The organism is Pseudomonas putida, assembly GCF_022627325.1.
In the GTDB taxonomy this organism is placed as follows: domain Bacteria; phylum Pseudomonadota; class Gammaproteobacteria; order Pseudomonadales; family Pseudomonadaceae; genus Aquipseudomonas; species Aquipseudomonas putida_X.
The window spans coordinates 255,931-278,770 of the sequence record NZ_JAETZZ010000007.1 but is presented as its reverse complement, the minus strand read 5'-3'; the positions used below and the strand labels follow the sequence as shown (position 1 = coordinate 278,770).

Annotated in this window: 13 protein-coding genes; 9 read left to right on the top strand and 4 right to left on the bottom strand. The window is 62.6% G+C overall.

Features of this window, described 5'->3' with window-relative positions:
- Positions 1 to 21: 21 nt before the first annotated feature.
- Both grxC and JNA92_RS13655 read right to left on the bottom strand, forming a co-directional pair.
- Positions 22 to 276 (bottom strand): glutaredoxin 3, encoded by a 255-nt coding sequence (grxC, locus tag JNA92_RS13660; protein ID WP_241805168.1) that lies wholly within the window; start codon positions 274 to 276, stop codon positions 22 to 24.
- 1 nt (position 277) lies between these two features.
- On the bottom strand, positions 278 to 691 hold the full coding sequence (locus JNA92_RS13655) for a rhodanese-like domain-containing protein (RefSeq protein WP_241805166.1): 414 nt from the start codon (positions 689 to 691) through the stop codon (positions 278 to 280).
- A gap of 206 nt (positions 692 to 897) precedes the next feature.
- Between JNA92_RS13655 and gpmI the strand changes: the two genes are divergently transcribed.
- The 4 genes from gpmI (at position 898) to JNA92_RS13635 (ending at position 6,176) form a co-directional block, all read left to right on the top strand.
- Positions 898 to 2,433, top strand: coding sequence for a 2,3-bisphosphoglycerate-independent phosphoglycerate mutase (gene gpmI / locus JNA92_RS13650; protein ID WP_241805164.1), 1,536 nt, complete (start codon positions 898 to 900; stop codon positions 2,431 to 2,433).
- A gap of 265 nt (positions 2,434 to 2,698) precedes the next feature.
- Positions 2,699 to 3,985, top strand: a complete 1,287-nt coding sequence (locus JNA92_RS13645) for a murein hydrolase activator EnvC family protein (protein ID WP_241805163.1) — start codon at positions 2,699 to 2,701, stop codon at positions 3,983 to 3,985.
- Positions 3,986 to 4,077: 92 nt separating this feature from the next.
- Positions 4,078 to 5,400, top strand: coding sequence for a S41 family peptidase (locus JNA92_RS13640; RefSeq protein WP_241805162.1), 1,323 nt, complete (start codon positions 4,078 to 4,080; stop codon positions 5,398 to 5,400).
- An 8-nt stretch (positions 5,401 to 5,408) separates the two neighbouring features.
- A complete protein-coding gene (locus JNA92_RS13635) occupies positions 5,409 to 6,176 on the top strand; it encodes a divergent polysaccharide deacetylase family protein (protein ID WP_241805192.1) in 768 nt (255 codons plus the stop codon).
- Positions 6,177 to 6,181: 5 nt separating this feature from the next.
- Here the strand turns inward: JNA92_RS13635 and JNA92_RS13630 are convergent, their stop codons facing one another.
- Both JNA92_RS13630 and JNA92_RS13625 read right to left on the bottom strand, forming a co-directional pair.
- Complete coding sequence (locus tag JNA92_RS13630; RefSeq protein ID WP_241805161.1) at positions 6,182 to 10,849, bottom strand: dermonecrotic toxin domain-containing protein; 4,668 nt, start codon at positions 10,847 to 10,849, stop codon at positions 6,182 to 6,184.
- Positions 10,850 to 10,968: 119 nt separating this feature from the next.
- Positions 10,969 to 12,972, bottom strand: coding sequence for a BCCT family transporter (locus tag JNA92_RS13625; protein WP_277818155.1), 2,004 nt, complete (start codon positions 12,970 to 12,972; stop codon positions 10,969 to 10,971).
- A 476-nt stretch (positions 12,973 to 13,448) separates the two neighbouring features.
- Here JNA92_RS13625 and betI point away from each other — a divergent pair, with 476 nt between their 5' ends.
- The 5 genes from betI (at position 13,449) to mscK (ending at position 22,810) form a co-directional block, all read left to right on the top strand.
- The gene (gene betI, locus JNA92_RS13620) at positions 13,449 to 14,105 is read left to right on the top strand and encodes a transcriptional regulator BetI (RefSeq protein WP_241805160.1); all 657 of its coding nucleotides are present in this window, start codon (positions 13,449 to 13,451) and stop codon (positions 14,103 to 14,105) included.
- A 38-nt stretch (positions 14,106 to 14,143) separates the two neighbouring features.
- Entirely contained in the window at positions 14,144 to 15,616 is a 1,473-nt protein-coding gene (gene betB, locus JNA92_RS13615) for a betaine-aldehyde dehydrogenase (protein WP_241805159.1), read from the top strand.
- A 177-nt stretch (positions 15,617 to 15,793) separates the two neighbouring features.
- Positions 15,794 to 17,485 (top strand): choline dehydrogenase, encoded by a 1,692-nt coding sequence (gene betA / locus JNA92_RS13610; RefSeq protein WP_241805158.1) that lies wholly within the window; start codon positions 15,794 to 15,796, stop codon positions 17,483 to 17,485.
- A 238-nt stretch (positions 17,486 to 17,723) separates the two neighbouring features.
- Complete coding sequence (locus JNA92_RS13605; RefSeq protein ID WP_241805155.1) at positions 17,724 to 19,466, top strand: potassium/proton antiporter; 1,743 nt, start codon at positions 17,724 to 17,726, stop codon at positions 19,464 to 19,466.
- Positions 19,467 to 19,501: 35 nt separating this feature from the next.
- Positions 19,502 to 22,810 carry a mechanosensitive channel MscK gene (gene mscK / locus JNA92_RS13600; RefSeq protein ID WP_241805154.1) on the top strand — a complete coding sequence of 1,103 codons (3,309 nt, stop codon included), beginning with the start codon at positions 19,502 to 19,504 and terminating at the stop codon, positions 22,808 to 22,810.
- Positions 22,811 to 22,840 lie beyond the last annotated feature (30 nt).

Below are 22,840 nucleotides of genomic sequence, written 5' to 3'. Positions count from 1 at the left end.
TGTTTTTGAATGCAGTGCAAATCAGGCCTTGAGCAGCGCGTCGAGCTTGCCGGCGCGCTCCAGGGCGTAGAGGTCATCGCAGCCACCGACATGGGTACTGCCGATCCAGATCTGCGGCACCGAAGTCCGGCCGGCCTTCTGGCTCATCGCGGCGCGCACCTGCGGCTGGCCGTCGACCTTGATTTCCTCGAAGGCCACGCCCTTGCTCTGGAGCAGGTACTTGGCGCGCATGCAGTAGGGGCAGTAGTCGCTGGAGTAGACGATGACGTCGTTCATATCACTTCACCAGGGGCAGGTTATCGGCTTTCCAGCTGGAAACGCCACCGCTCAGCTTGGCGGCGTTGTAACCAGCCTTGAGCAGTTCGCGGCAGATGGTGCCGGACTGCTGGCCCATCGCGTCGACGACGATCAGGGTCTTCTCTTTGTGCTTGTCCAGTTCGCTCATGCGAGTGGCGACCTTGTCCTGCGGGATGTTCACAGCACCGACGATGTGGCCGGCGGAGTATTCCTTGGCAGGGCGGATATCGATGACAAGGCCTTTCTCGGCGTTGACCAGGGCGGTCAGTTGGCCATTGCTCAGGCTCTGGCCGCCGCGGCGGATTTCATTGAGCAGCAGCAGGACCAGCAGAACAACGAAGATCGCAACCAGGATGTAGTGATCTGTCGCGAATTGAATCAGGTGAGCAACCATCAGCGGTGTTCCAGGCGATTGAAAATGCCGGCCAGTATACACAGCCCCCTAACACCGCCAAAGCCCGACAGGCCGGCGGGGAAGCTACCTTCATGTTGCTGCGGGCGCCACGCTGGTCAGGGAACAGGACGAATATTCGCCGCAGGTGGCGCATTTGCCCTAAAATGCGTGTCTTTATCATCTTTGAACAACCGTGAGTTTGATTGATGACGAGTACGCCCAAACCCCTGGTCCTGATCATCCTGGATGGCTTCGGCCACAGCGAAAGCCCCGAATACAACGCCATCTACGCCGCCAACACGCCGGTCTATGATCGCCTGCGCGCCACAGCGCCGCATGGCCTGATTTCCGGTTCGGGGATGGATGTCGGCCTGCCGGACGGGCAGATGGGCAACTCCGAAGTCGGTCACATGAACCTGGGCGCCGGCCGTGTCGTCTACCAGGACTTCACCCGCGTGACCAAGGCCATCCGCGACGGCGAGTTCTTCGAAAACCCGGTGCTGACAGGCGCGGTGGACCAGGCTGCAGGTGCCGGCAAGGCCGTGCACATTCTCGGCCTGCTCTCCGACGGCGGCGTCCACAGCCACCAGGACCACCTGATTGCCATGGCCGAACTGGCCGCGCAGCGTGGTGCCGAAAAGATCTACCTGCACGCATTCCTCGACGGTCGTGACACCCCGCCACGCAGTGCGCAGTCGTCCATCGAGCTGCTCGATTCGACCTTTGCCAAGCTCGGCAAAGGCCGTATCGCCAGCCTCATCGGCCGTTACTACGCGATGGACCGCGACAACCGCTGGGACCGCGTCAGTGCTGCCTACAACCTGATCGTCGACAGCGTTGCCGAACACACCGCAGACAGCGCCACTGCCGGGCTCGAAGCGGCCTATGCGCGTGGCGAGAGCGACGAGTTCGTCAAGGCCACACGTATCGGCGAAGCGGTAAAGGTCGAAGATGGCGATGCCGTGATTTTCATGAACTTCCGCGCCGACCGCGCACGCGAGCTGTCGCGCGTGTTCGTCGAAGCCGATTTCAACGAGTTCCCACGGGCCCGCCTGCCCAAACTGGCTGCCTACATCGGCCTGACCCAGTACTCGGCGAAAATCCCCGCCCCTGCGGCGTTTGCCCCGGCCAGCCTGAACAACGTGCTGGGTGAGTACCTGGCCAAGAACGGCAAGACCCAACTGCGCATCGCCGAGACCGAGAAGTATGCACACGTCACGTTCTTCTTCTCCGGGGGGCGCGAAGAGCCGTTCGAAGGCGAAGAGCGCATTCTGATCCCATCGCCGAAAGTCGCCACTTACGACCTGCAGCCGGAGATGAGCGCCCCAGAGGTCACCGACCGCATCGTCGAGGCCATCGAGCAGCAGCGCTATGACGTGATCGTGGTCAATTACGCCAACGGTGACATGGTCGGCCATACCGGCGTGTTCGAAGCCGCGGTCAAGGCCGTCGAAGCCCTGGATGGCTGTGTCGGTCGCATCGTCGAGGCCTTGGACAAGGTGGGCGGCGAAGCGCTGATCACCGCAGACCACGGCAATGTCGAGCAGATGGAAGACGAGTGCACCGGCCAGGCGCACACGGCCCACACCACCGAGCCGGTGCCTTTCATCTATGTCGGCAAACGCCAGGTCAAGGTTCGCGAGGGCGGCGTGCTGGCCGACGTGGCGCCGACCATGCTCAAGCTGCTGGGGCTGGAAAAGCCTGCGGAGATGACGGGTAGCTCGATTTTGGTCGACGGGTAAGCTGCAAGCTGCAAGCTGCAAGCTGCAAGAGAAAGCCTGGAGTCTTGTGCCAGGCAGTTCGCTATTTGGGGCTGCTACGCAGCCCATCGCCGGCAAGCCCGGCGATGCAAAGCGGCCCCAAAGCGCTTGACTACCGGTATTGACCCAACACCCGCTTTTCTTGCGGCTTGTAGCTTGAAACTTACCGCTGACGCCGTGAGGCGTTTTTTTTGCAGGCCCGGGCGGGCATACTAGGCCAGTCTCCATCCTTGGTACGCCCAACCTCATGCTTCGCGCCCTGATCTTCCTAGCCCTGTCTTGCCTGCTCAGCCCGGCCTTCGCCGACGAGCGCGCTCAGACCCAGCAACAACTGGACGCCACCCGCCAGGACATCGCCGAGCTCAAGAAGACGCTGGGCAAGCTCCAGGAAGAAAAATCCGGCGTGCAGAAAGACCTCAAAGCCACCGAGACCGACATCGGCAACCTCGAAAAGCAGGTGGAGGCTCTGCAGCAACAACTAAAAAAGACCGAGGGCGAGCTGGAGCGCCTTGATACCGAGAAAAAAAAACTCCAGAGCTCGCGCATTGAACAACAACGACTGATCGCCATTCAGGCGCGCTCCGCCTACCAGAACAATGGCCGCGAGGAATACCTCAAGCTGCTGCTCAACCAGCAGAACCCAGAGAAGTTCGCCCGCACCCTCAGCTACTACGACTACCTGAGCAAGGCGCGCACGGAGCAACTGCGTGCCTTCAACGAAACCCTGCGCCAGCTGGCCAATGTCGAACAGGACATTTCCCGCCAGCAAGAACAGTTGCTGGCCCAGCGCGCCGACCTCGACAGCCGCCGCCAGGCCCTGGAAGCCGAGCGTGGCAAACGTCAGCAGGTACTGGCCAAGCTCAACAGTGACATGAAAGACCGCGACAAGAAGCTGCAGGCCCGTGAACAGGACCAGGCGGACCTTGCCAAGGTGCTCAAGACCATCGAGGAAACCTTGGCCCGCCAGGCCCGGGAGGCCGAGGAGGCGCGCAAGAAGGCCCTGCTGGCCGAGCAGGAGGCCCAGAAGCGCCGACAGCAGCAAGCGTTGACCGCACAGCAGGACAGCGAACCACCAAAAAAGGCGCGCACTACCCTCGGCCCCTTGGTGTCCAGCGACAGCACAACCTACGGCGGTGCTTTTTCTGCCGCACGGGGCAAACTTCCGTGGCCGGTCAATGGTCGATTGCTGGCACGTTTCGGTGAAGCCCGTGGCAGCGATGCCCGAGCCAAGTGGGACGGTGTGATGATCAGCGCCAACCCCGGCACCCAGGTACGCGCCGTGCACGGCGGGCGCGTGGTATTCGCCGACTGGTTGCGCGGCGCTGGACTTCTGGTCATTCTCGACCATGGTAATGGTTACCTGAGCCTGTACGGCCACAACCAGAGCCTGCTCAAGAGCGCCGGAGACATCGTCAAGGCCGGCGAGGCCATTTCCACCGTTGGCGACAGCGGCGGCCAGGATGCCGCCGGCTTGTACTTCGCCATCCGCCAGCAGGGCCGGCCCACCGACCCTTCCCAGTGGTGCAGAGGTTAAGCTTCAACCCTAGTCACTTTTTTACGGCCTGGCGTCCCACGCTGGGCCGATGCTCCCCAAGGAGCGCCTACAGGATCAGGAGTTCGTTCGACATGCTGCACTCGCCTCGTCTCACCCAGCTGGCCCTGACCATCGCCCTGGCGACTGGTATGCCTTTGGCCATCGCTGCCGAGCCGGCGCCGGCCAAGCCTGCCGCGGTGCCAGCCACCGAGGTGACCGCCAGGGCGCCGCTGCCACTGGAAGAGCTGCGCACCTTCGCCGAGGTCATGGACCGCATCAAAGCGGCCTATGTCGAGCCGGTAGACGACAAGACGCTGCTGGAGAACGCCATCAAAGGCATGCTCAGCAACCTCGATCCACATTCGGCCTACCTTGGCCCCGAGGACTTCCAGGAGCTGCAGGAAAGCACCAGTGGCGAGTTCGGTGGCCTGGGCATCGAAGTCGGCCAGGAAGACGGCTTCGTCAAGGTGGTCTCGCCCATCGATGACACCCCCGCCTCGCGCGCTGGCGTGCAGGCTGGCGACCTGATCGTCAAGATCAACGGTGCGCCGACCCGTGGCCAGAGCATGACCGAAGCGGTCGACAAGATGCGCGGCAAAGTCGGCGAGAAGATCACCCTGACCCTGGTACGTGACGGCGGCACCCCGTTCGATGTGAACCTGGTCCGTGCCGTGATCCAGGTCAAGAGCGTGAAAAGCCAGTTGCTGGAAAACGACTACGGCTACATCCGCATCACCCAGTTCCAGGTCAAGACCGGGGACGAAGTGGGCAAAGCATTGGCCAAGTTGCGCAAGGACAATGGCAAGAAACTGCGCGGCATCGTGCTGGACCTGCGCAACAACCCCGGTGGCGTGCTCCAGTCGGCGGTGGAAGTGGCCGACCACTTCCTGACCAAGGGCCTGATCGTGTACACCAAAGGCCGTATCGCCAACTCCGAACTGCGCTTCTCCGCTGACCCGGCCGATGCCAGTGAGGCCGTGCCATTGGTAGTGCTGATCAACGGCGGCAGCGCCTCGGCCTCGGAAATCGTCGCCGGCGCCCTGCAAGACCAGAAACGCGCCGTGCTGATGGGCACCGACAGCTTCGGAAAAGGCTCGGTCCAGACCGTGCTGCCGCTGGCCAACGACCGAGCCCTGAAGCTCACCACCGCGCTGTACTTCACCCCCAATGGCCGTTCGATCCAGGCACAGGGCATCGTCCCGGACATCGAAGTGCGCCCGGCCAAGCTCACCGCAGAGGCGGATACCGAGAACTTCAAGGAAGCCGACCTGCAGGGCCACCTGGGCAACGGCAACGGTGGTGCTGACCGCCCGACCGGCAGCAGCAAGCGCAAGGAGCGCCCGCAGGACGATGACTTCCAGCTGAGCCAGGCGCTCAGCCTGCTCAAGGGGCTGAACATCACCTCCGGCAAATGATTCATCCGCTGCGGTATCTGCTGCCCGTGCTGTTGTGCCTGGCAGCCGCATGTGCCCACGCGGCCCCGGCCAGCAAGGCCTACATGAGCATCATCATCGACGACCTGGGCCAGAGCACCGAGCGCGACAGCAGGACGCTCGCGCTGCCTGGCCCTGTGACGATGGCGATCATGCCGGATACCCCACACGCCACCGAGTTCGCCCGCCAGGCGCACCAGGCAGGCAAGACGGTAATCCTGCACATGCCCATGGACCCCGCCACCGGGCCCTATGCCTGGCACCCGGAGATCGCCCTACCAGAGCTCGCCAGGCGATTGGACGCGGCCTTGGCCAAGGTGCCCTACGCCGCCGGCATCAACAACCACATGGGCAGCCGCATGACCGCCCAGCGTAGCGCCATGACCTGGCTGATGGGTGAACTTCAGCGGCGGCATCTGTTTTTCGTGGACAGCCGCACCAGTGCTGCCACCGTCGCTGCCGCCGAGGCCCAGGCACAGGCCCTTGGGCAAGTCTCGCGTGACGTGTTTCTGGACGACGTCCGTACCACAGAGGCCATCACCGCACAGTTGCAGCAAGGCGTGGCACTGGCACGTCGGCAAGGCTCGGCGGTGCTGATCGGGCACCCTTACCCGCAAACCCTGCAGGTGCTGGAACAGGAAATGCCCCGGCTGCGCAGCCAGGGCATCGAGTTGGTAACACTGGCACAGATGATTGCAGAACGCGGCAATCAGGCCATGCCTGCCCATGGCAAGCACGGCCGCTACAGCAATCGCTGAGCCATTCAGTCGAAGGGGATCAGCCCCTCCACCTGGGTCAGGCGTAAATCTCCCCGGTAAATAGCGACCAGGTCTTCGCCGCTGGTCGCAGCCCGCAGTTGCGCCAGGCGTCCCAGTTTGCGCTGCGCCCACAGTTTCAGGTGCCCTTTGCTGAACTGCCGCCCCGGGGTGCCGATGTCCGGGTAGTGGAAGTGCGCCTCCCACAGCCCATCACCCTGAACCTGGCCGGCCCGCGGCTGGCGCCTGACCTCGTAGACATCCAGGTAGTCACCTGCTGCCAATGCCTTGCGTGGCCCGGCGCGCTGGACAGTGACCTGGTGGTTGTCGAGCAGAAATTGCAGGCTCCGGGCGTCGGGGTGATCGGTGGACAGATAGATACCGGTCAACAGGTCGCGGCGGGTAGCCTGCAAGCGCTCGATGCCCTCACCCAGATTTTCGAACAAGGCATCTTCGGGGCTCATCCTTGGCAACGTGCTCAGGGCATTGCGCATTTTGTCCAGGTGCCCGTCGATGACCGTGGCCAGACTGTTGGGCTGCTCTGCCTGAAAGAAGCTTCTGGCCAGCTTGATGATCCGTTCGACCTCTGCAAGCAGGGCCTGTGCACGCTTGCGCGCCAGGCGAGGTTCCAGTGGGGAAAATGGCGGCTCTGACTCTGTAGGTTGCGGCGCATCCTCGACCCACTCGCCACCACGCTGGTGGAAGGTTTTGAGTACATGCTGGGTACGCTCATCACGTTGCTGGACGAGGGCGACACCATCCACCTCGACTTCCTGAGCGAGTACCTTGCGCCCGCGGTGAGTCCTGACCAGCTGGCGCCGCCCACCGCGCGGGGCATAGACCGTTGGACGCGGTGGGGCGGGCTCGCTGAGTTCGTGCTCGCGCACTGCCTGGGCGAGGTCGCCTTGGGCAGCGCGCTGCAACCCGTGCAAGGTTTTCTTGTACAGTTGCAGCGACTCCTGCCTGATCGCCGCGCCGCCCACACTGCCGAGGTAGTCGGCCATTGCCGCAGCCTCCTCATAGCCCTCCAGGATGCCGGTCAACACCTCGATCCGCTCGGCCAGCGACAGCTCGCTTCCCGCCAGGTCGCCATGCGCGTTGCCCGCGCTCTTCAGGCTGTCGCCGGCCAGGTAGTCGAGGTATTGCGATAACACCCGCTCCTCAACATCGGCCCGTCTTTCCAGGCTGGCTTCGGCCAGGTCTTGAAGCAGACGGAAATCAAGGTCGATGGCCGACAACCGCCGCGCCTCGATGGTGCTCTTGAGCTCGTGGCCTTTGTTGATGCGCGCTTGCGTGTCTTCGTTCCTGAACACGAACGTGTCGTCTTTGAGGGTTTCTTCGAGCAGCGTGTCCAGCAACCGGGACATGTCGACCAGATCCACCTCCCATTTGATGACCTGTTCCAAGGCAGAGCGAAATTGCAGGTACTGGCTGATCTCGGCCTCACTCTCTGGGTGGATGACAAGCTGCTGGGCGAGGTTTTCCAGGTCCTCTGCATTGATGATCATGGCCGTCTCGTTGTAGAAGATGGACATATTCTCGATCAGGCTCTGGCGGATCAGGCTGCGCTGCGCGGTGAGGGCGATGCTGTAGGCTGCATCGTCGTGGCGCATGTTGTACAGGCTGTTGACCACTTGCTCATGCTTGAGTGAAGCCTCGACCACGCCTTTGACTTCGTAGATGATTTTCAGATTGATCTGCTTGCGCAGACGCCGGGTCAATTCAAGCTCGCGAAGGGTCAGCTCGTCCGGTTCAGTCACCGCTTCCAGCACCGCGATGCGCTCGTCCTTCTCATTGAGCAGGTCGCGATGCCTGTTCAGGGTTTCGGCCAACGCATTGTGATGGCGGGCCAATTCAGCCTCTTCGTTCTTGAGTTGTTCGGCTTTCTTGCGGTTCTCCTCTTTCAAGGCTTCAAGGCGGCTGCGTGGCATGCCGCCACGCAAGCGCAAACCACGATCCACACGCCATTGGCCGTGCTCGAACGCCAACCAGGGCCCCATGGCACCGTCGGCACCGACCATGCGCAGGCCTTGCTCCTCAAAGGTGGCCCGGTATACCCCATCACCCAGCGTGAGGTAGTAGTGCTCACCCACGCGGTACAACCCGCGGCCAGGCCCCTCTGCAAGCGGTTCCAGGCCTTCCAGCGATTGCTCGACGCGCAGGCCGAACACCACGGTGCGCTGCTGCGGCGACAGCACATTGAACCCCTGAGTGCCGCGCCAGGAAAAATCCAGACGGGTCGAGCCATGTTGCGCCAGCACTCCCGGCGCAGCGACCTTGCCTTGTATGGGCGCCACCAGTGCTTCTGCATCACCCAATGCGGGCATTGCGGCCCGGCGGGGAAGGTTGCGTACAGGCTCGCCCAGGGGGAACTGCGGTAAACGCAAATGCATCAAGGCCATGCAAGCGTTGAGCAACACGTCGACCACAGCGGTACTGCGCTCGAACGCACTGCCATCGCGCAAGGCCGACAGGTCGTTGTGCAACCCGGCAATGGCCTGGACCAGCCAGGCAACGCTGGCCACAGGCCCACGCAAGATCAACGTCACCACATCGAACAACAGCCAGGCCCCCTGAACGAGAATCGCCCAGCGGCTCTCGGCGTTGGAAACCGATTCGCGGTCAGCCAACTCAACCAACAGGTCGCGATTGGCCTTGTACAGTCTTGCATCGACCTCATCACGCCAGAACTGCGCTGCAAATGTTGGCGGATACCCTCGCGCAGGCAGTAGCTGGCTGTCCAGGATAGGCCCTGACCAATGCGGCTCGTAGAAGCCGCCATAGGCGTAGACGGCACGCGAGGCCGACGGCATCCACGCAAGGATGCTGTCCTGCAATGGCCCGGGCCTGCGGATTGCGTCCATCATCAGGTCCAGGCTGGCAAACTCCAGCAGAGGCTTTGCGCTGTACAGCGGCCGATACAGCAAAACCCGTGCAGGCTCCGTGGCGAACAGGACATACATGCCACTGACGGTATCGGGCTCGACCTCGCCCGCCCCGCGTTTGAAGGCCAGCGGCATCAACATCAGCGCTGGCAATTGCGGGTCAAGGTAGCCGTGGCAAAAGTCTGTAACGCACTGCAAGCCGGCGTCGCTCAGCTCGCCCTGCATGCGGGCATAGAGCGCGCTGAACAGCAGTGAACACCGCCATTCACGGCCAAAGCGTTTGATCCGCTCGGGTTGTGTAGCGGGGTCGTCCAGCTTCTGCGCGACGTAGACGGGGTAGTGCTTGCCGATGTCGACCCGCTGCACCAGCGACTTGACGTAGTCGACGTTCATCCAGTCCATGATCAACTGGTTTTCACGATGGGTGATGGCGGTAAGCTGCGCGTTATGAAGCGACCAGAGATTACCGATGGCGAACTCGGTCAAGCTCATGCGGTGGGGCTCAGTCGTCCAACCACCCGGCCCGACGCCAGCACCACCGGGCCAGCCGACATGGGTGGGCAGGTGCAGGAGCAGGTCATCCGGGAAATAATTGGCTTCGAGCGGAAAATCGGCAAGCATCAGCGTGCGCAGCTCCCGCCGGGTGAAACTGCGCAAATCGAGCACATCATCAAGCGCCCCAACGCCTTCGGACTGAGCCTGCGCCAACGCCAGTTCGAACACGCCCCGCTGATAGGCAAAACCATTCTCCGCACTGCCATGGCGCAGGCCTGGTGGCAACGCGATCTGTGCATCACTGGCCTGGCCGTAACCTTCGATGAACCAGCGCGCGGGGTCACTCAGTGCAGCAAAGCCCCTTTCAAGCAACGAACCCTCTGGCAACGCGGCATAACGCAAACGTGCGATGTCATCGAGCATGATCTCCAGCAACAGGCTGCTTTGCTGGGCAAAAACGTCGCCTTCGAGCTCATAGCGGTGCCACACCATGGCTTCGAAGCGCTGATGCTCGGCAAGCTCGGCCCTTAACGCTTCAGCAAACAGATCGAGCGAGTCAAATGCCTTCACCACGCTGGAGGGGGCGCACCACAAAAACACTTCGCGCTCGTCCCACTCGCCAATGACCAGCAGGTGGGGCAGCCACTGAACATCGTTATCGAGTTGCACCTGGACCAGAAATACCGCAGGTGTGGCGCCGTGATTCTTCAGCAGGCTCAGCAAACACTGACGTTGCTGTTGGTCCAGCCCCTGCAGTGGCAAATTGTGCAACAACGCCCTCTTGAGCAGGTGCTGCAGCCACAGGTCACGGCTTACGCCCTGACTGCCTGGCGCCTTCCAGAAATCGACCTGCGCTTGGCAGAAGCTGTCCGCGAGCATGAGCAGCAGGTCATCCAGCGCAGCCATTTGGGCGCCGATCGAGATCGTCCCGAACGGCAACGGGTTACCCGCCTGGTCACGCAGGAACCACGGCTCCCGGACCGCCAGCAGGAAATCCCCACCATCAGCCCCCAACGACGCCAGTGGCTGACGGGCGTGCAATGCTTCAAGCATGACCTCCAACAGTGGCCGGGGTGTCCAGGCATCGTAGGTCTGTGGGCCGGACGCAATTTGGGCAGGAATGTTGAGTATGAGCGCTTCGGCATCGGGCAGCCCGGCACCCGCCAGCGCGGCATGCCAGGGGACCAGCAACTCGAGAACCTGCTGGCTCAGAACGCTACGCAAGGTGGGACGATCGAGAAACTCGGCAGCGACTGACCGACGAAAGTCAGGAACAGCACTTGGCTGGATGGGCATGGGCGGCTTCCTCGCGGCAAATGGAGCGCAAGGATGTGCCAAGGGGCTGGGTACGCTGCGTTACATAAAGCTGTAGCCCTTGCGCGGCCAGGCATCCGGCCGCGCAAGGGCTAGCCGCGTCAGCTGTACACGCGGCCAAGCAACTGGCGATGGCTCTCGAACTGGTCCAGTACATCACGCACGATCTGCTCGGGCGCGAAGCCCATCAGGTCGTACTCCTGGCTGCCATCGTGCAGGTACACTTCGGCGCGATAGAAGCGCTGGCGCACCTCGGGCTCGCCTTCGACCGGCGCCTCGCTCGGTGCGGCCATGTAACCGTCCAGGCTCACTTCGTAAACGAAAGGGTTGCCCTCTTCCATCATTACCCGCAGGCCCATCGTGTTGCGCGATTGGCCAACACGGCTCTCGACATCGAAGCCCAGGCTGCGCAGCTGTTCGCCAGCCTCTTTGAGGGCCGGGCTGACTTGCCTGTCCATGAAGCGCTGCACCACAGCCTGGGTCGGTTGCAGCTCAAGCTGGCTCAGGCGCTCGCTGAAACCGCGGCGGCCACGGGCGGCCAGCTCGGCACGCTCCTGCTCCACGGCAACGTCCTGCTTCATGGCCTTGTACAGGCCGAACATGAACAGCACCAGCACCACCGAGAACGGCAGGCCCGCCAGCACCACCATGGTCTGCATGGCTTCGAAGTTACCGGCGAACAGCAGGCCGATGGTGACCAGGGTGATGATCACCGACCAGAACACCACCATCCAGTGCGGGGCATCTTCGTCGACCTTGCCACCTTTGCATGACAGGTTGGCCATCATCACCGCGCCGGAGTCGGCCGGGGTAAGGAACAGCACGAAGCCGACGAACACCGCCACACCGATCACGATCTTGGCGGCTGGGAAGTATTCCAGCAGCTGGTAGATCGACATCGACGGCTGCTCCAGCGCGGTCTTGCCCAGCGCCACAGCGCCCTGGTTGATCACCAGGTCAAGCGCGGTGTTACCGAAGATCGACAACCAGGCCAGGGTGAAGCCCAACGGAATCAGCAGTACGCCGCAGACCAGTTGGCGCACGGTACGGCCCTTGGAGATCCGGGCAATGAACATGCCCACGAACGGCCCCCAGGAGATCCACCACGCCCAGTAGAACACGGTCCACAGGCCCAACCAACGCTCAGATTTGCCGGCCTCGCCTTCGTAGACATAAAGGTCGAAGGTCTTCAGCACGATGCCGTTGAGGTAGTCGCCGACGTTCTGCACCAGGCCGTTGAGCAGGTGCAGGGTCTCGCCGCCCAGCAGCACGAAGATCAGCAAGCCACTGAACAGCATGATGTTCAGGTTGGACAGGCGGCGAATGCCGTTTTCCACACCCGACACCGCTGCCACCGTGGCCACCCCGGCCATGACCAGAATCACCACCAGCAGGTTGGTCTGGCTATGGTCCATGCCGAACAGGTATTCAAGGCCCGAAGACACCTGCATCGCGCCGATCCCGAGGTTGGTCACCAGGCCCAGCAAGGTGACGAACATGCCGAAGATGTCCACGGCGTTACCGGCGGCCCCTCTGACCCAACGCTCACCGACCAGCGGATACAGGGCCGAGCGCAGTGCCAGCGGCTGGTTGTGGCGGTAGGCGAAATAGCCTACGGCCAGCCCGACCAGGGCGTAGATCGCCCAGCCATGCAGCCCCCAGTGCAGGAAGGTCAGTTGCAGGCCCTGGCGCGCGGCCTCAAGGCTGGCAGGGGTGCCTTCCGGCGGATTGAAGTAGTGGTCCAGCGGCTCAGAGGCGCCGAAGTACAGCAGCGAGATACCGATACCGGAGGAGAACAGCATGCCGGCCCAGGCCCCGTAGCTGAAGTCGGGCTGGTCATCCTTGCCGCCAAGCTTGAGCTTGCCGTAGTCGGAGAACGCCAGGTAAACGACGAACAGCAGGTAACCGCAGATCACCAGCATGTAGTACCAGCCGAAGGTGCGTGTCAGCCACTTCTGGGCCACGCCCAGTACCTGACCGGCGGTTTCGGGAACAGCGATAAGCAAGGCAGTCAGAACGAGGATCATCAGCGCGGAGGTGTAAAACACCACGCGATTGACCCGTACCCTCTCGGCGGGGGGTTTGGTAAGGGAGGCAGAACTCATTGCACGAATGCTCCGGGCAGTGCGGCTGTGGAGGCTAATCAGTCTTTTCCCGAGCAATTGGTGGAATACCCCCACTGCATCAGGTGTTATAAAAGCAACTTGGAAACCGTGATCCCGAATAGAAACGTTGCAAAACCAGACAGGTGGTCTGCGCAAATGCCTCGCCAAATCAGTTGAGTGCGCGCATTCGTCACAGAGCACCCCGCCCGCTCCAAGGGCCTGCCGCAGGCGCATGGCCGTTGAGCAGAATCTGCATTTCGCATCGCTAATACCCGTCAACACCTTGTAATACGGGGGTTACGCGATTTCCTGGGGTGTCAATCCGTGCCACCGAAACAGCCTTGGAAGCTGTCAATGGCACAAATTGTCGCAGAGCTTATTCTTTATTGATTGAACGTTCAATCAAAACAAAATAGACTGGTCCTCGCCGAGTCAGCCGCACGTTGTCTGCTCGTCAGGCCTGAGGAGATAGCAAGATGCCCAAGGTCGGTATGCAACCCATCCGCCGCCAGCAATTGATCGAAGCGACGCTGCAAGCAGTCGATCAGGTCGGCCTGGGAGATGCCAGCATTGCGCTGATTGCCCGTTTGGCCGGTGTGTCGAACGGCATCATCAGTCACTACTTTCAGGACAAGAACGGCCTGATCGCGGCGACGATGCGCCACATCATGAACATGCTCAACGAGGGCGTGATCGCCCGTCGCCAGGCACTGACCGACGACAGCCCGCGAGCCCACCTGAGGGTGATCATCGATGGCAACTTCGATGCCAGCCAGGTGAATGGCCCGGCAATGAAAACCTGGTTGGCCTTCTGGGCCTCCAGCATGCACCAGCCGTCCTTGCACAGGTTGCAGCGGATCAACGATCACCGCCTGTATTCCAACCTGTGCTGCCAGTTCCGCCGCGCCATGCCGCTCGATGAAGCGCGCACCGCCGCCCGCGGCCTGGCTGCCTTGATCGACGGGCTGTGGCTGCGTGGAGCGCTGTCGGGCGATGCCTTCGACACCCGCCAGGCGATACAGATCGCTTACGAATACCTGGAACTACAACTGGCTAAACAGAAGCGCCCGGACACGCAACCACCGGCCTCTGAAAAAATGCGCACAGCCCTTGCCCAGCCGGCCGGAGCGTGACGCGAAAGCCACTCACACACTGCACTTGCGAGGACACTATGGCCCGTTTCGGAACGCAAAAACTCTACATCGACGGCGGTTATGTCGACGCTGGCAGCGATGCCACCTTCGAAGCCATCAACCCGGCGACCGGCGAAGTTCTGGCCCACGTTCAGCGCGCCACTGAGGCCGACGTCGAGAAAGCCGTCGAAAGCGCCGAGCGCGGTCAGAAAGTCTGGGCCGCAATGACTGCCATGCAGCGTTCGCGTATCCTGCGCCGTGCCGTCGACATCCTGCGTGAGCGCAACGACGAGCTGGCCATGCTGGAAACCCTGGACACCGGCAAGTCGTACTCCGAAACCCGCTATGTCGACATCGTCACCGGCGCCGACGTACTGGAATACTACGCAGGCCTGGTACCGGCCATCGAAGGCGAGCAGATTCCGCTGCGTGAAAGCTCGTTCGTCTACACCCGCCGCGAGCCGCTGGGCGTGACCGTCGGTATCGGCGCCTGGAACTACCCGATCCAGATCGCCCTGTGGAAGTCCGCCCCAGCCCTGGCCGCTGGCAACGCGATGATCTTCAAGCCTTCGGAAGTCACCTCGCTGACCACCCTGAAGCTGGCCGAGATCTACACCGAAGCCGGCCTGCCGGACGGCGTGTTCAACGTCCTGACCGGCAGCGGCCGCGAAGTCGGCACCTGGCTGACCGAACACCCGCGCATCGAGAAAGTCTCTTTCACCGGCGGCACCACCACCGGCAAGAAGGTCATGGCCAGCGCTTCGAGCTCCTCGCTCAAGGAAGTCACCATGGAGCTGGGCGGCAAGTCGCCGCTGATCATCTGCGCCGATGCCGACCTGGACAAGGCCGCCGACATCGCCATGATGGCCAACTTCTACAGCTCCGGCCAGGTCTGCACCAACGGCACCCGCGTGTTCATCCCAGCCCAGATGAAAGCGGCCTTCGAAGCCAAGATCGCCGAGCGCGTTGCCCGCATTCGCGCCGGCAACCCGGAAGACGAAAACACCAACTTCGGCCCGCTGGTCAGCTTCCAGCACATGGAAAGCGTGCTGGGCTACATCGCCAAGGGCAAGCAAGAAGGTGCCCGCGTGCTGTGTGGCGGCGAGCGTCTGACCGAAGGTGATTTCGCCAAGGGCGCCTTCGTGGCCCCGACCGTGTTCACCGATTGCACCGACGACATGACCATCGTCAAGGAAGAAATCTTCGGCCCGGTGATGAGCATCCTCACCTACGAAACCGAAGAAGAAGTCATCCGCCGCGCCAATGACACCGAATACGGCTTGGCCGCAGGCGTGTGCACCAACGACATCACCCGCGCCCACCGCATCATCCACAAGCTCGAAGCCGGCATCTGCTGGATCAACGCCTGGGGTGAATCGCCGGCCGAAATGCCGGTCGGTGGCTACAAGCAGTCGGGCGTCGGCCGTGAAAACGGCGTCAGCTCGCTGGCTCAGTACACGCGCATCAAGTCGGTTCAGGTCGAACTGGGCGGCTACGCGTCGGTCTTCTGACAAACAGCGGCAAGCTGCAAGCTGCAAGCTGCAAGCTGCAAGCTGCAAGCTGCAAGAAAGAGCCGGTCGGCGTAACGCCACCGGCCCTTGCAGGCTCATCCATCCGCGAGTTTCCCACGGCTGCCTTTACTTACAGTTTGCCGTTTGAAGCTCGCAGCTGCTTCCGGAGGAAGCCCCATGGAATACGATTACATCATCGTTGGTGCCGGCTCGGCCGGTAACACCCTGGCCACTCGCCTGACCGAAGACGCCGGCGTCACCGTCCTGCTGCTGGAAGCCGGTGGCCCCGACTACCGCCTCGATTTCCGCACCCAGATGCCGGCTGCCCTGGCATTCCCGCTGCAGGGCCGCCGCTACAACTGGGCCTACGAGACCGACCCGGAGCCGCACATGGACGGCCGCCGCATGGAATGTGGCCGCGGCAAGGGCCTGGGTGGCTCCTCGCTGATCAACGGCATGTGCTACATCCGCGGTAACGCCTTGGACTTCGACGGCTGGGCGAAGCTACCAGGCCTGGAAGACTGGGCTTACCTGGACTGCCTGCCGTACTTCCGCAAGGCAGAAACCCGTGACATCGGCCCCAACGACTACCACGGCGGCGAAGGCCCGCTCAGCGTTGCCACCCCCAAAGCGGGCAACAACCCGCTGTTCAACGCCATGGTCGAGGCCGGCGTACAGGCCGGTTACCCACGCACGGAAGACCTGAACGGCTACCAGCAGGAAGGCTTCGGCCCGATGGACCGCTCGGTGACCAAGAACGGCCGCCGCTCCAGCACCGCCCGCGGCTACCTGGACCAGGCCAAGAAGCGCCCGAACCTGACCATCGTCACCCACGCCCTGAGCGATCGCGTGCTGTTCGAAGGCAAGCGCGCCGTTGGCGTGACCTACCTGGTCGGCGACAGCGAAGAGCGCGTCGAGGCCCGTGCCCGCAAGGAAGTCATCGTCAGCTCCGGCGCCATCGCCTCGCCGCAGCTGCTGCAGCGCTCCGGCGTCGGCCCGCGGGCCCTGCTGGAAAGCCTCGACATCCCGGTCGTGCACGACCTGCCGGGCGTCGGCGAAAACCTGCAGGATCACCTTGAGTTGTACCTGCAGTACGCCTGCACCCAGCCGGTGTCGCTGTACCCGTCGTTGCTGTGGTGGAACCAGCCTGCCATCGGTGCCGAGTGGCTGTTCAAGGGCACCGGTATCGGCGCCAGCAACCAGTTCGAGGCAGGCGGCTTTATCCGTACTCGCCCTGAATTCGAATGGCCGAACATTCAGTACCACTTCCTGCCGGTCGCGATTAACTACAACGGCTCCAATGGCGTGAAGGAACACGGTTTCCAGGCGCACATGGGCTCGATGCGTTCGCCTAGCCGTGGCCGCGTCCAGGTCAAGTCCAAGGACCCGCGCCAGCACCCGAGCATCCTGTTCAACTACATGGCCACCGAGCAGGACTGGCAGGAGTTCCGTGACGGTATCCGGCTGACGCGCGAAATCATGGCCCAGCCAGCGCTGGACCCCTACCGTGGCCGTGAAATCAGCCCTGGCGCGCACGTGCAGACGGACGAAGAACTGGACAAGTTCATCCGCGAGCACGCCGAAACCGCCTTCCACCCGTCCTGCTCCTGCAAGATGGGGACCGACGAGATGGCGGTGGTCGATGGCGAAGGCCGCGTGCACGGCATGCAGGGCCTGCGTGTGGTGGATGCGTCGATCATGCCGATCATCATCACCGGCAACCTCAACGCCACCACCATCATGATCGCCGAGAAAATCTCGGACAAGATCCGCAACCGCAAGCCGCTGCCGCGCAGCACTGCCAAGTACTACGTGGCCAACGGTGCGCCGGTCAAGGGCAAGCCGATGCGTGAAGTGAAGCAGGCCTGACCTGCCCCCACTTGCGCCATCAGCGGCAATACCGCCGCCCCCTGCGGGAGCCGGCTTGCCGGCGCTGAGGCGCGCAGGCGCAACGCAGGAAAAGGCACTCTTCGGGGTGCCTTTTCTACATCTGCAGAAACGCTTTACATGCTGCCAATTCATCAGGTTAGAATCGATTGGCACGCGACCTGCTAGTTCTTCAAAGCTATCGAGTCCTCTTCCCCGCGTTATCCCGGAGTACCTGCCTTTGGATGCAAGCACCATCAACAGCCTGTTCTTGATCGGCGCATTGCTGGTGGGCGCAAGCATCCTGGTCAGCTCGCTGTCGTCGCGCCTTGGCATTCCAATCCTGGTCATCATCCTCGCGGTGGGCATGCTCGCCGGCGTGGACGGTGGCGGCATCATCTTCAACAACTACCCGACCGCCTACCTGGTGGGCAACCTGGCGCTGGCGGTGATCCTGCTCGACGGCGGCCTGCGCACGCGGGTAGCGAGCTTCCGCGTAGCCCTGTGGCCGGCATTGTCGCTGGCCACCATCGGCGTGATGATCACCACCGCCCTCACCGGCCTGGTCGCGGCCTGGCTGTTTGACCTGAGCCTCATCCAGGGCCTGCTGATCGGTGCCATCGTCGGCTCCACCGACGCCGCGGCGGTGTTCTCACTGCTTGGCGGCAAAGGCCTGAACGAACGGGTCACGGCGACGCTGGAAATCGAATCGGGCAGCAACGATCCCATGGCCGTGTTCCTCACCGTCACCCTGATCGAGATGATCGCCAGCAGCCAGACCGGCCTGCACTGGAGCCTGCTGGGGCACTTGCTGCGCGAATTCGGCATCGGTGGGCTGTTGGGGCTGGGCGGTGGCTGGCTGATGCTGCAACTGGTCAACCGGATCAACCTGGCCGGCGGCCTCTACCCGATTCTGGTCATCGCTGGCGGTTTGGCGGTGTTCTCGCTGACCAACGCCCTGCACGGCAGCGGCTTCCTTGCCGTTTACCTGTGCGGCCTGGTGCTGGGCAACAAACCCATCCGCAGCCGCCACGGCATCCTGCACATGCTCGACGGCATGGCCTGGCTCGCCCAGATCGGCATGTTCCTGGTGCTGGGGCTGCTGGTAACACCGCACGACCTGCTGCCGATCGCCCTGCCCGCACTGGGCCTGGCGCTGTGGATGATCCTGATCGCGCGGCCGCTGTCGGTGGTGGCCGCACTGCTGCCGTTCAAGGCCTTCCATGGCCGCGAGAAAGCCTTCATTTCCTGGGTCGGCCTGCGTGGCGCGGTACCCATCATCCTTGCGGTGTTCCCGCTGATGGCGGGGCTACCTGACGCGCAACTGTTCTTCAACCTGGCATTCTTCATCGTGCTGGTATCGCTGCTGGTGCAGGGCACCAGCCTGCCGTGGATGGCCAAGCTGTTGAAAGTCACGGTACCACCGGACCCGGCACCGATCTCACGGTCCGCGCTCGAAGTGCACGTTACCAGCGAGTGGGAGTTGTTCGTCTATCGCCTGGGCGCGGAAAAGTGGTGCATTGGTGCCGCCCTGCGCGAATTGAAGATGCCCGAGGGCACCCGTATTGCCGCACTGTTCCGTGGCGAACAGTTATTGCACCCCTCCGGCAGTACCGTACTCGAAGTCGGCGACATGCTGTGCGTGATCGGCCACGAACACAACCTGCCCGCATTGGGCAAGCTGTTCAGCCAGGCCCCGCAACGCGGCCTGGACCTGCGCTTTTTCGGCGATTTCGTGCTCGAAGGCGATGCCGAACTGGGCGCGGTGGCAGCCCTTTACGGCCTGAAACTCGACGGCCTGGACGCGAAAATGCCACTGGCGCAGTTCATCCGACAGAAGGTCGGGGGCGCTCCAGTAGTGGGCGATCAGGTGGAATGGCACGGCACGATTTGGACCGTGGCGACCATGGACGGGAACAAGATCCAGAAAGTGGGCGTCAGATTCCCCGAAGGAACGCGACCCGGACCAGGATTGTTCCTCTAAACTTCGTTTCTGCATGATCCATAAGTAGTCTGCCTATGTCCCTGCGCGTGTACCTTCGCACAGCCCTGCTCGGGTTGTGCCTGTCCCTGCCGTTCGCCGCTGCTGCGGCCGAAGCTCCGAGCGCTGCCAGCATTCAGAACAGCCTCGACAAGATCGCCGAACGCAAACTCCCGGAGGCCGATCAGAAGGCCTTGCAGCAGGTGCTCGAACAAACCCTGAGCCTGCTTGCCAACAAGGAAGATAGCGAGAAGAGGCTTGCCGAGCTCAAGCAACAGCTGGCTGACGCGCCCAAAGAGACCAGCGACAGCCAGAAAGAACTGGCCAAGCTCAAAGCCAGCAAGCCACAACCGGTGGCTCAACGCTACGCCAGCCTGAGCGTGCCGCAGCTCGAGCAGATGCTCAGCGAACGCAACACGCTGCAGGGTGAGCTGCAAAAAGCGCTGTCCGATGCCAACAGCCTGATCATCAATTCCCAGACCCGCCCCGAGCGCGCCCAGGCCGAGATCAGCAACAACCAGACACGCAGCCAGCAAATCAACACCATCCTCAAGAGCGGCAAGGATGGCGGCAAATCGATCAATGCCGACCAGCGCAACCAACTCAGTGCCGAACTGGCCTCGCTCAATGCCCTGACCCTGCTGCGCCGCCAGGAACTGGCCGGCAACGGCCTGCTGCAAGACCTGGGCAACGCCCGCCACGACCTGCTGATCGAACGCACCGCACGTCTGGAACAGGAAATCCAGGACCTGCAGACGCTGATCAACGAGAAGCGCCTGGCCCAGTCCCAGCAAACCGTAACCCAACAGTCGATCGAAGCGCAGAAGGCTGGCGGCAGCAGCCTGCTGGCCAGCGAAAGCGCAGCCAACCTCAAGCTTTCCGACTACCTGCTCAAAAGCACCGACCGCCTCAACGAATTGACCCAGCAGAACCTGCGCACCAAACAGCAGCTCGACAGCCTGACCCAGGCCGATCAAGCCCTGGACGAGCAGATCAGCGTGCTCAAGGGCAGCCTGTTGCTGTCGAAGATCCTCTACAAGCAGAAGCAGGCCCTGCCGCACCTGAAGCTCGACCGTGACCTGGCGGACCAGATCGCTGACATCCGTCTGTACCAGTTCGAGATCAACCAGCAGCGCGAGCAGATGAGCAGCCCGGTGACCTATGTCGACAAACTGCTGGCCAACCAGCCGCAGCAAGACGTCACCCCAGCCTTGCGCAAGGCCCTGCTGGAGGTTGCGATCACCCGCAGCGACCTGCTTGAACGCCTTAACCGCGAGCTGTCGGCGCTGCTCAACGAATCGATCACCCTGCAGCTCAACCAGAAGCAGTTGCTCAGCACCGCGCAAGGCCTGCGCACCACGCTCGACGAGCAGATGTTCTGGATCCCGAGCAACAAGCCGCTGGATTGGGACTGGTTGAAGACGGTGCCGGAGCGCTTTGCCAAACAGGTCTCAGACCTGCCCTGGGGCTCTGGCCTGAAGGAGCTGGGCGACGGGCTGAGCCAGCGCCCATTGCTTTTCCTGCCATTGCTGCTGGTGATCGGTGCCCTGCTGTGGCGCCGTAAATACCTCTACCAACGGTTGAACAAGGTGCACCAGGATATCGGCCATTTCCGCCGTGACAGCCAGTGGCACACGCCCCAGGCGATCCTGATCAACATTCTCCTGGCGATGCCAGTGAGCCTGGGCCTTGCCCTGTGCAGCTATGCCCTGCAGATCGACGCCCGTGGGCAAAACGCCAACCTTGGCTCCGCGCTCTGGCAACTGGCCCAGGCCTGGCTCGTGTTCTACACCGCCTACCGCATTCTCGCCCCAGGAGGGGTGGCGGAAATCCACTTCCGCTGGCACAAACCGCAAGTCGAGTTCCTGCGCGGCTGGGTGCGCCGGCTGGGTACCGTCGTGCTGGCGCTGGTCGGCGTGGTGGCAGTGGCCGAGCACCAGCCGTCGGCACTGGCCGACGATGTGCTGGGCATCGGCGTTGTGCTGACCTGTTACGCACTCATGGCCTGGCTGCTCAGCCGCCTGCTGCTGAGCAGCCCCGCGCACCGCGACGCTTCGCTGTTCCGCCGGGCCGTCGGGCTGGCCTTCACGGCGTTGCCAATCGCCTTGTTCGTTGCGGTCTGCTTTGGCTATTACTACACCGCACTGAAGCTCACCGACCGGCTGATCTACACCCTTTACCTGCTGATGTTCTGGTTGGTGATCGAGGCAGCATTCGTACGTGGCCTATCGGTTGCCGCACGGCGCCTGGCCTACCAGCGTGCGCTGAGCAAGCGCGCGGCCGCCAAGGAAGGCCTGGACGGCGAAGTCATCACCGAAGAGCCGACGCTGGACATCGAGCAGGTCAACCAGCAGTCGTTGCGCCTGATCCGCCTGGCCTTGCTCGGTGGCTTCATTGCCGGCCTGTACTGGGTGTGGGCGGACTTGATCACGGTGTTCGCCTACCTCAACAACTTCACCCTGTACGAATACACCAGCGGCACCGGCACGGCCGCCAGCATGGTGCCGATCAGCCTCGGCGACCTGCTCGGTGCGCTGGTGATCGTCGGCATCACCTTCGCCCTGGCCGGCAACTTGCCGGGCTTGCTGGAGGTGCTGGTGCTGTCGCGGCTGAACCTGGCCCAAGGCAGCGCCTACGCCACCACCACGCTGCTGTCGTACACCATCGTCGGTATAGGCATCGTCAGTACCCTGTCGACCCTCGGCGTGAGCTGGGACAAGCTGCAGTGGCTGGTGGCAGCGCTGTCGGTCGGGCTGGGTTTCGGCATGCAGGAGATCTTCGCCAACTTCATCTCCGGCATCATGATCCTGTTCGAACGCCCAGTGCGCATCGGCGACACCATCACCATCGGCAACCTGTCCGGCACCGTGAGCAAGATCCGCATCCGCGCCACTACCATTACCGACTTCGACCGCAAGGACATCATCGTCCCCAACAAGACCTTCATCACCGGCCAACTGATCAACTGGTCGCTGACCGACACGGTCACCCGCGTCACGCTGAAACTGGGCATCGACTACGGCTCCGACCTGGACCTGGTGCGCGACCTGCTGCTCAAGGGCGCCCATGAAAATCCACGGGTGCTCAAAGACCCGGAACCGCTGGTGTATTTCCTCAACTTCGGCGAGAGCTCGCTGGACCACGAACTGCGCATGCACGTACGCGACCTGGGCGACCGCAACCCGACGCTGGACGAGATCAACCGCTACATCAACCGTGAGTTCAAGGCGCATAACATCAAGATCTCGGTACGCCAGGTCGAGGTGTTCCTGATGGACACCAAAGGCGGCAAGCAGCAGCTGATTCCCGTGGAACAACCAAAACCCGATGGCACTGCGCCGGCCTGATACGGCTCGAATGCTTTATTCTGTGCTGAA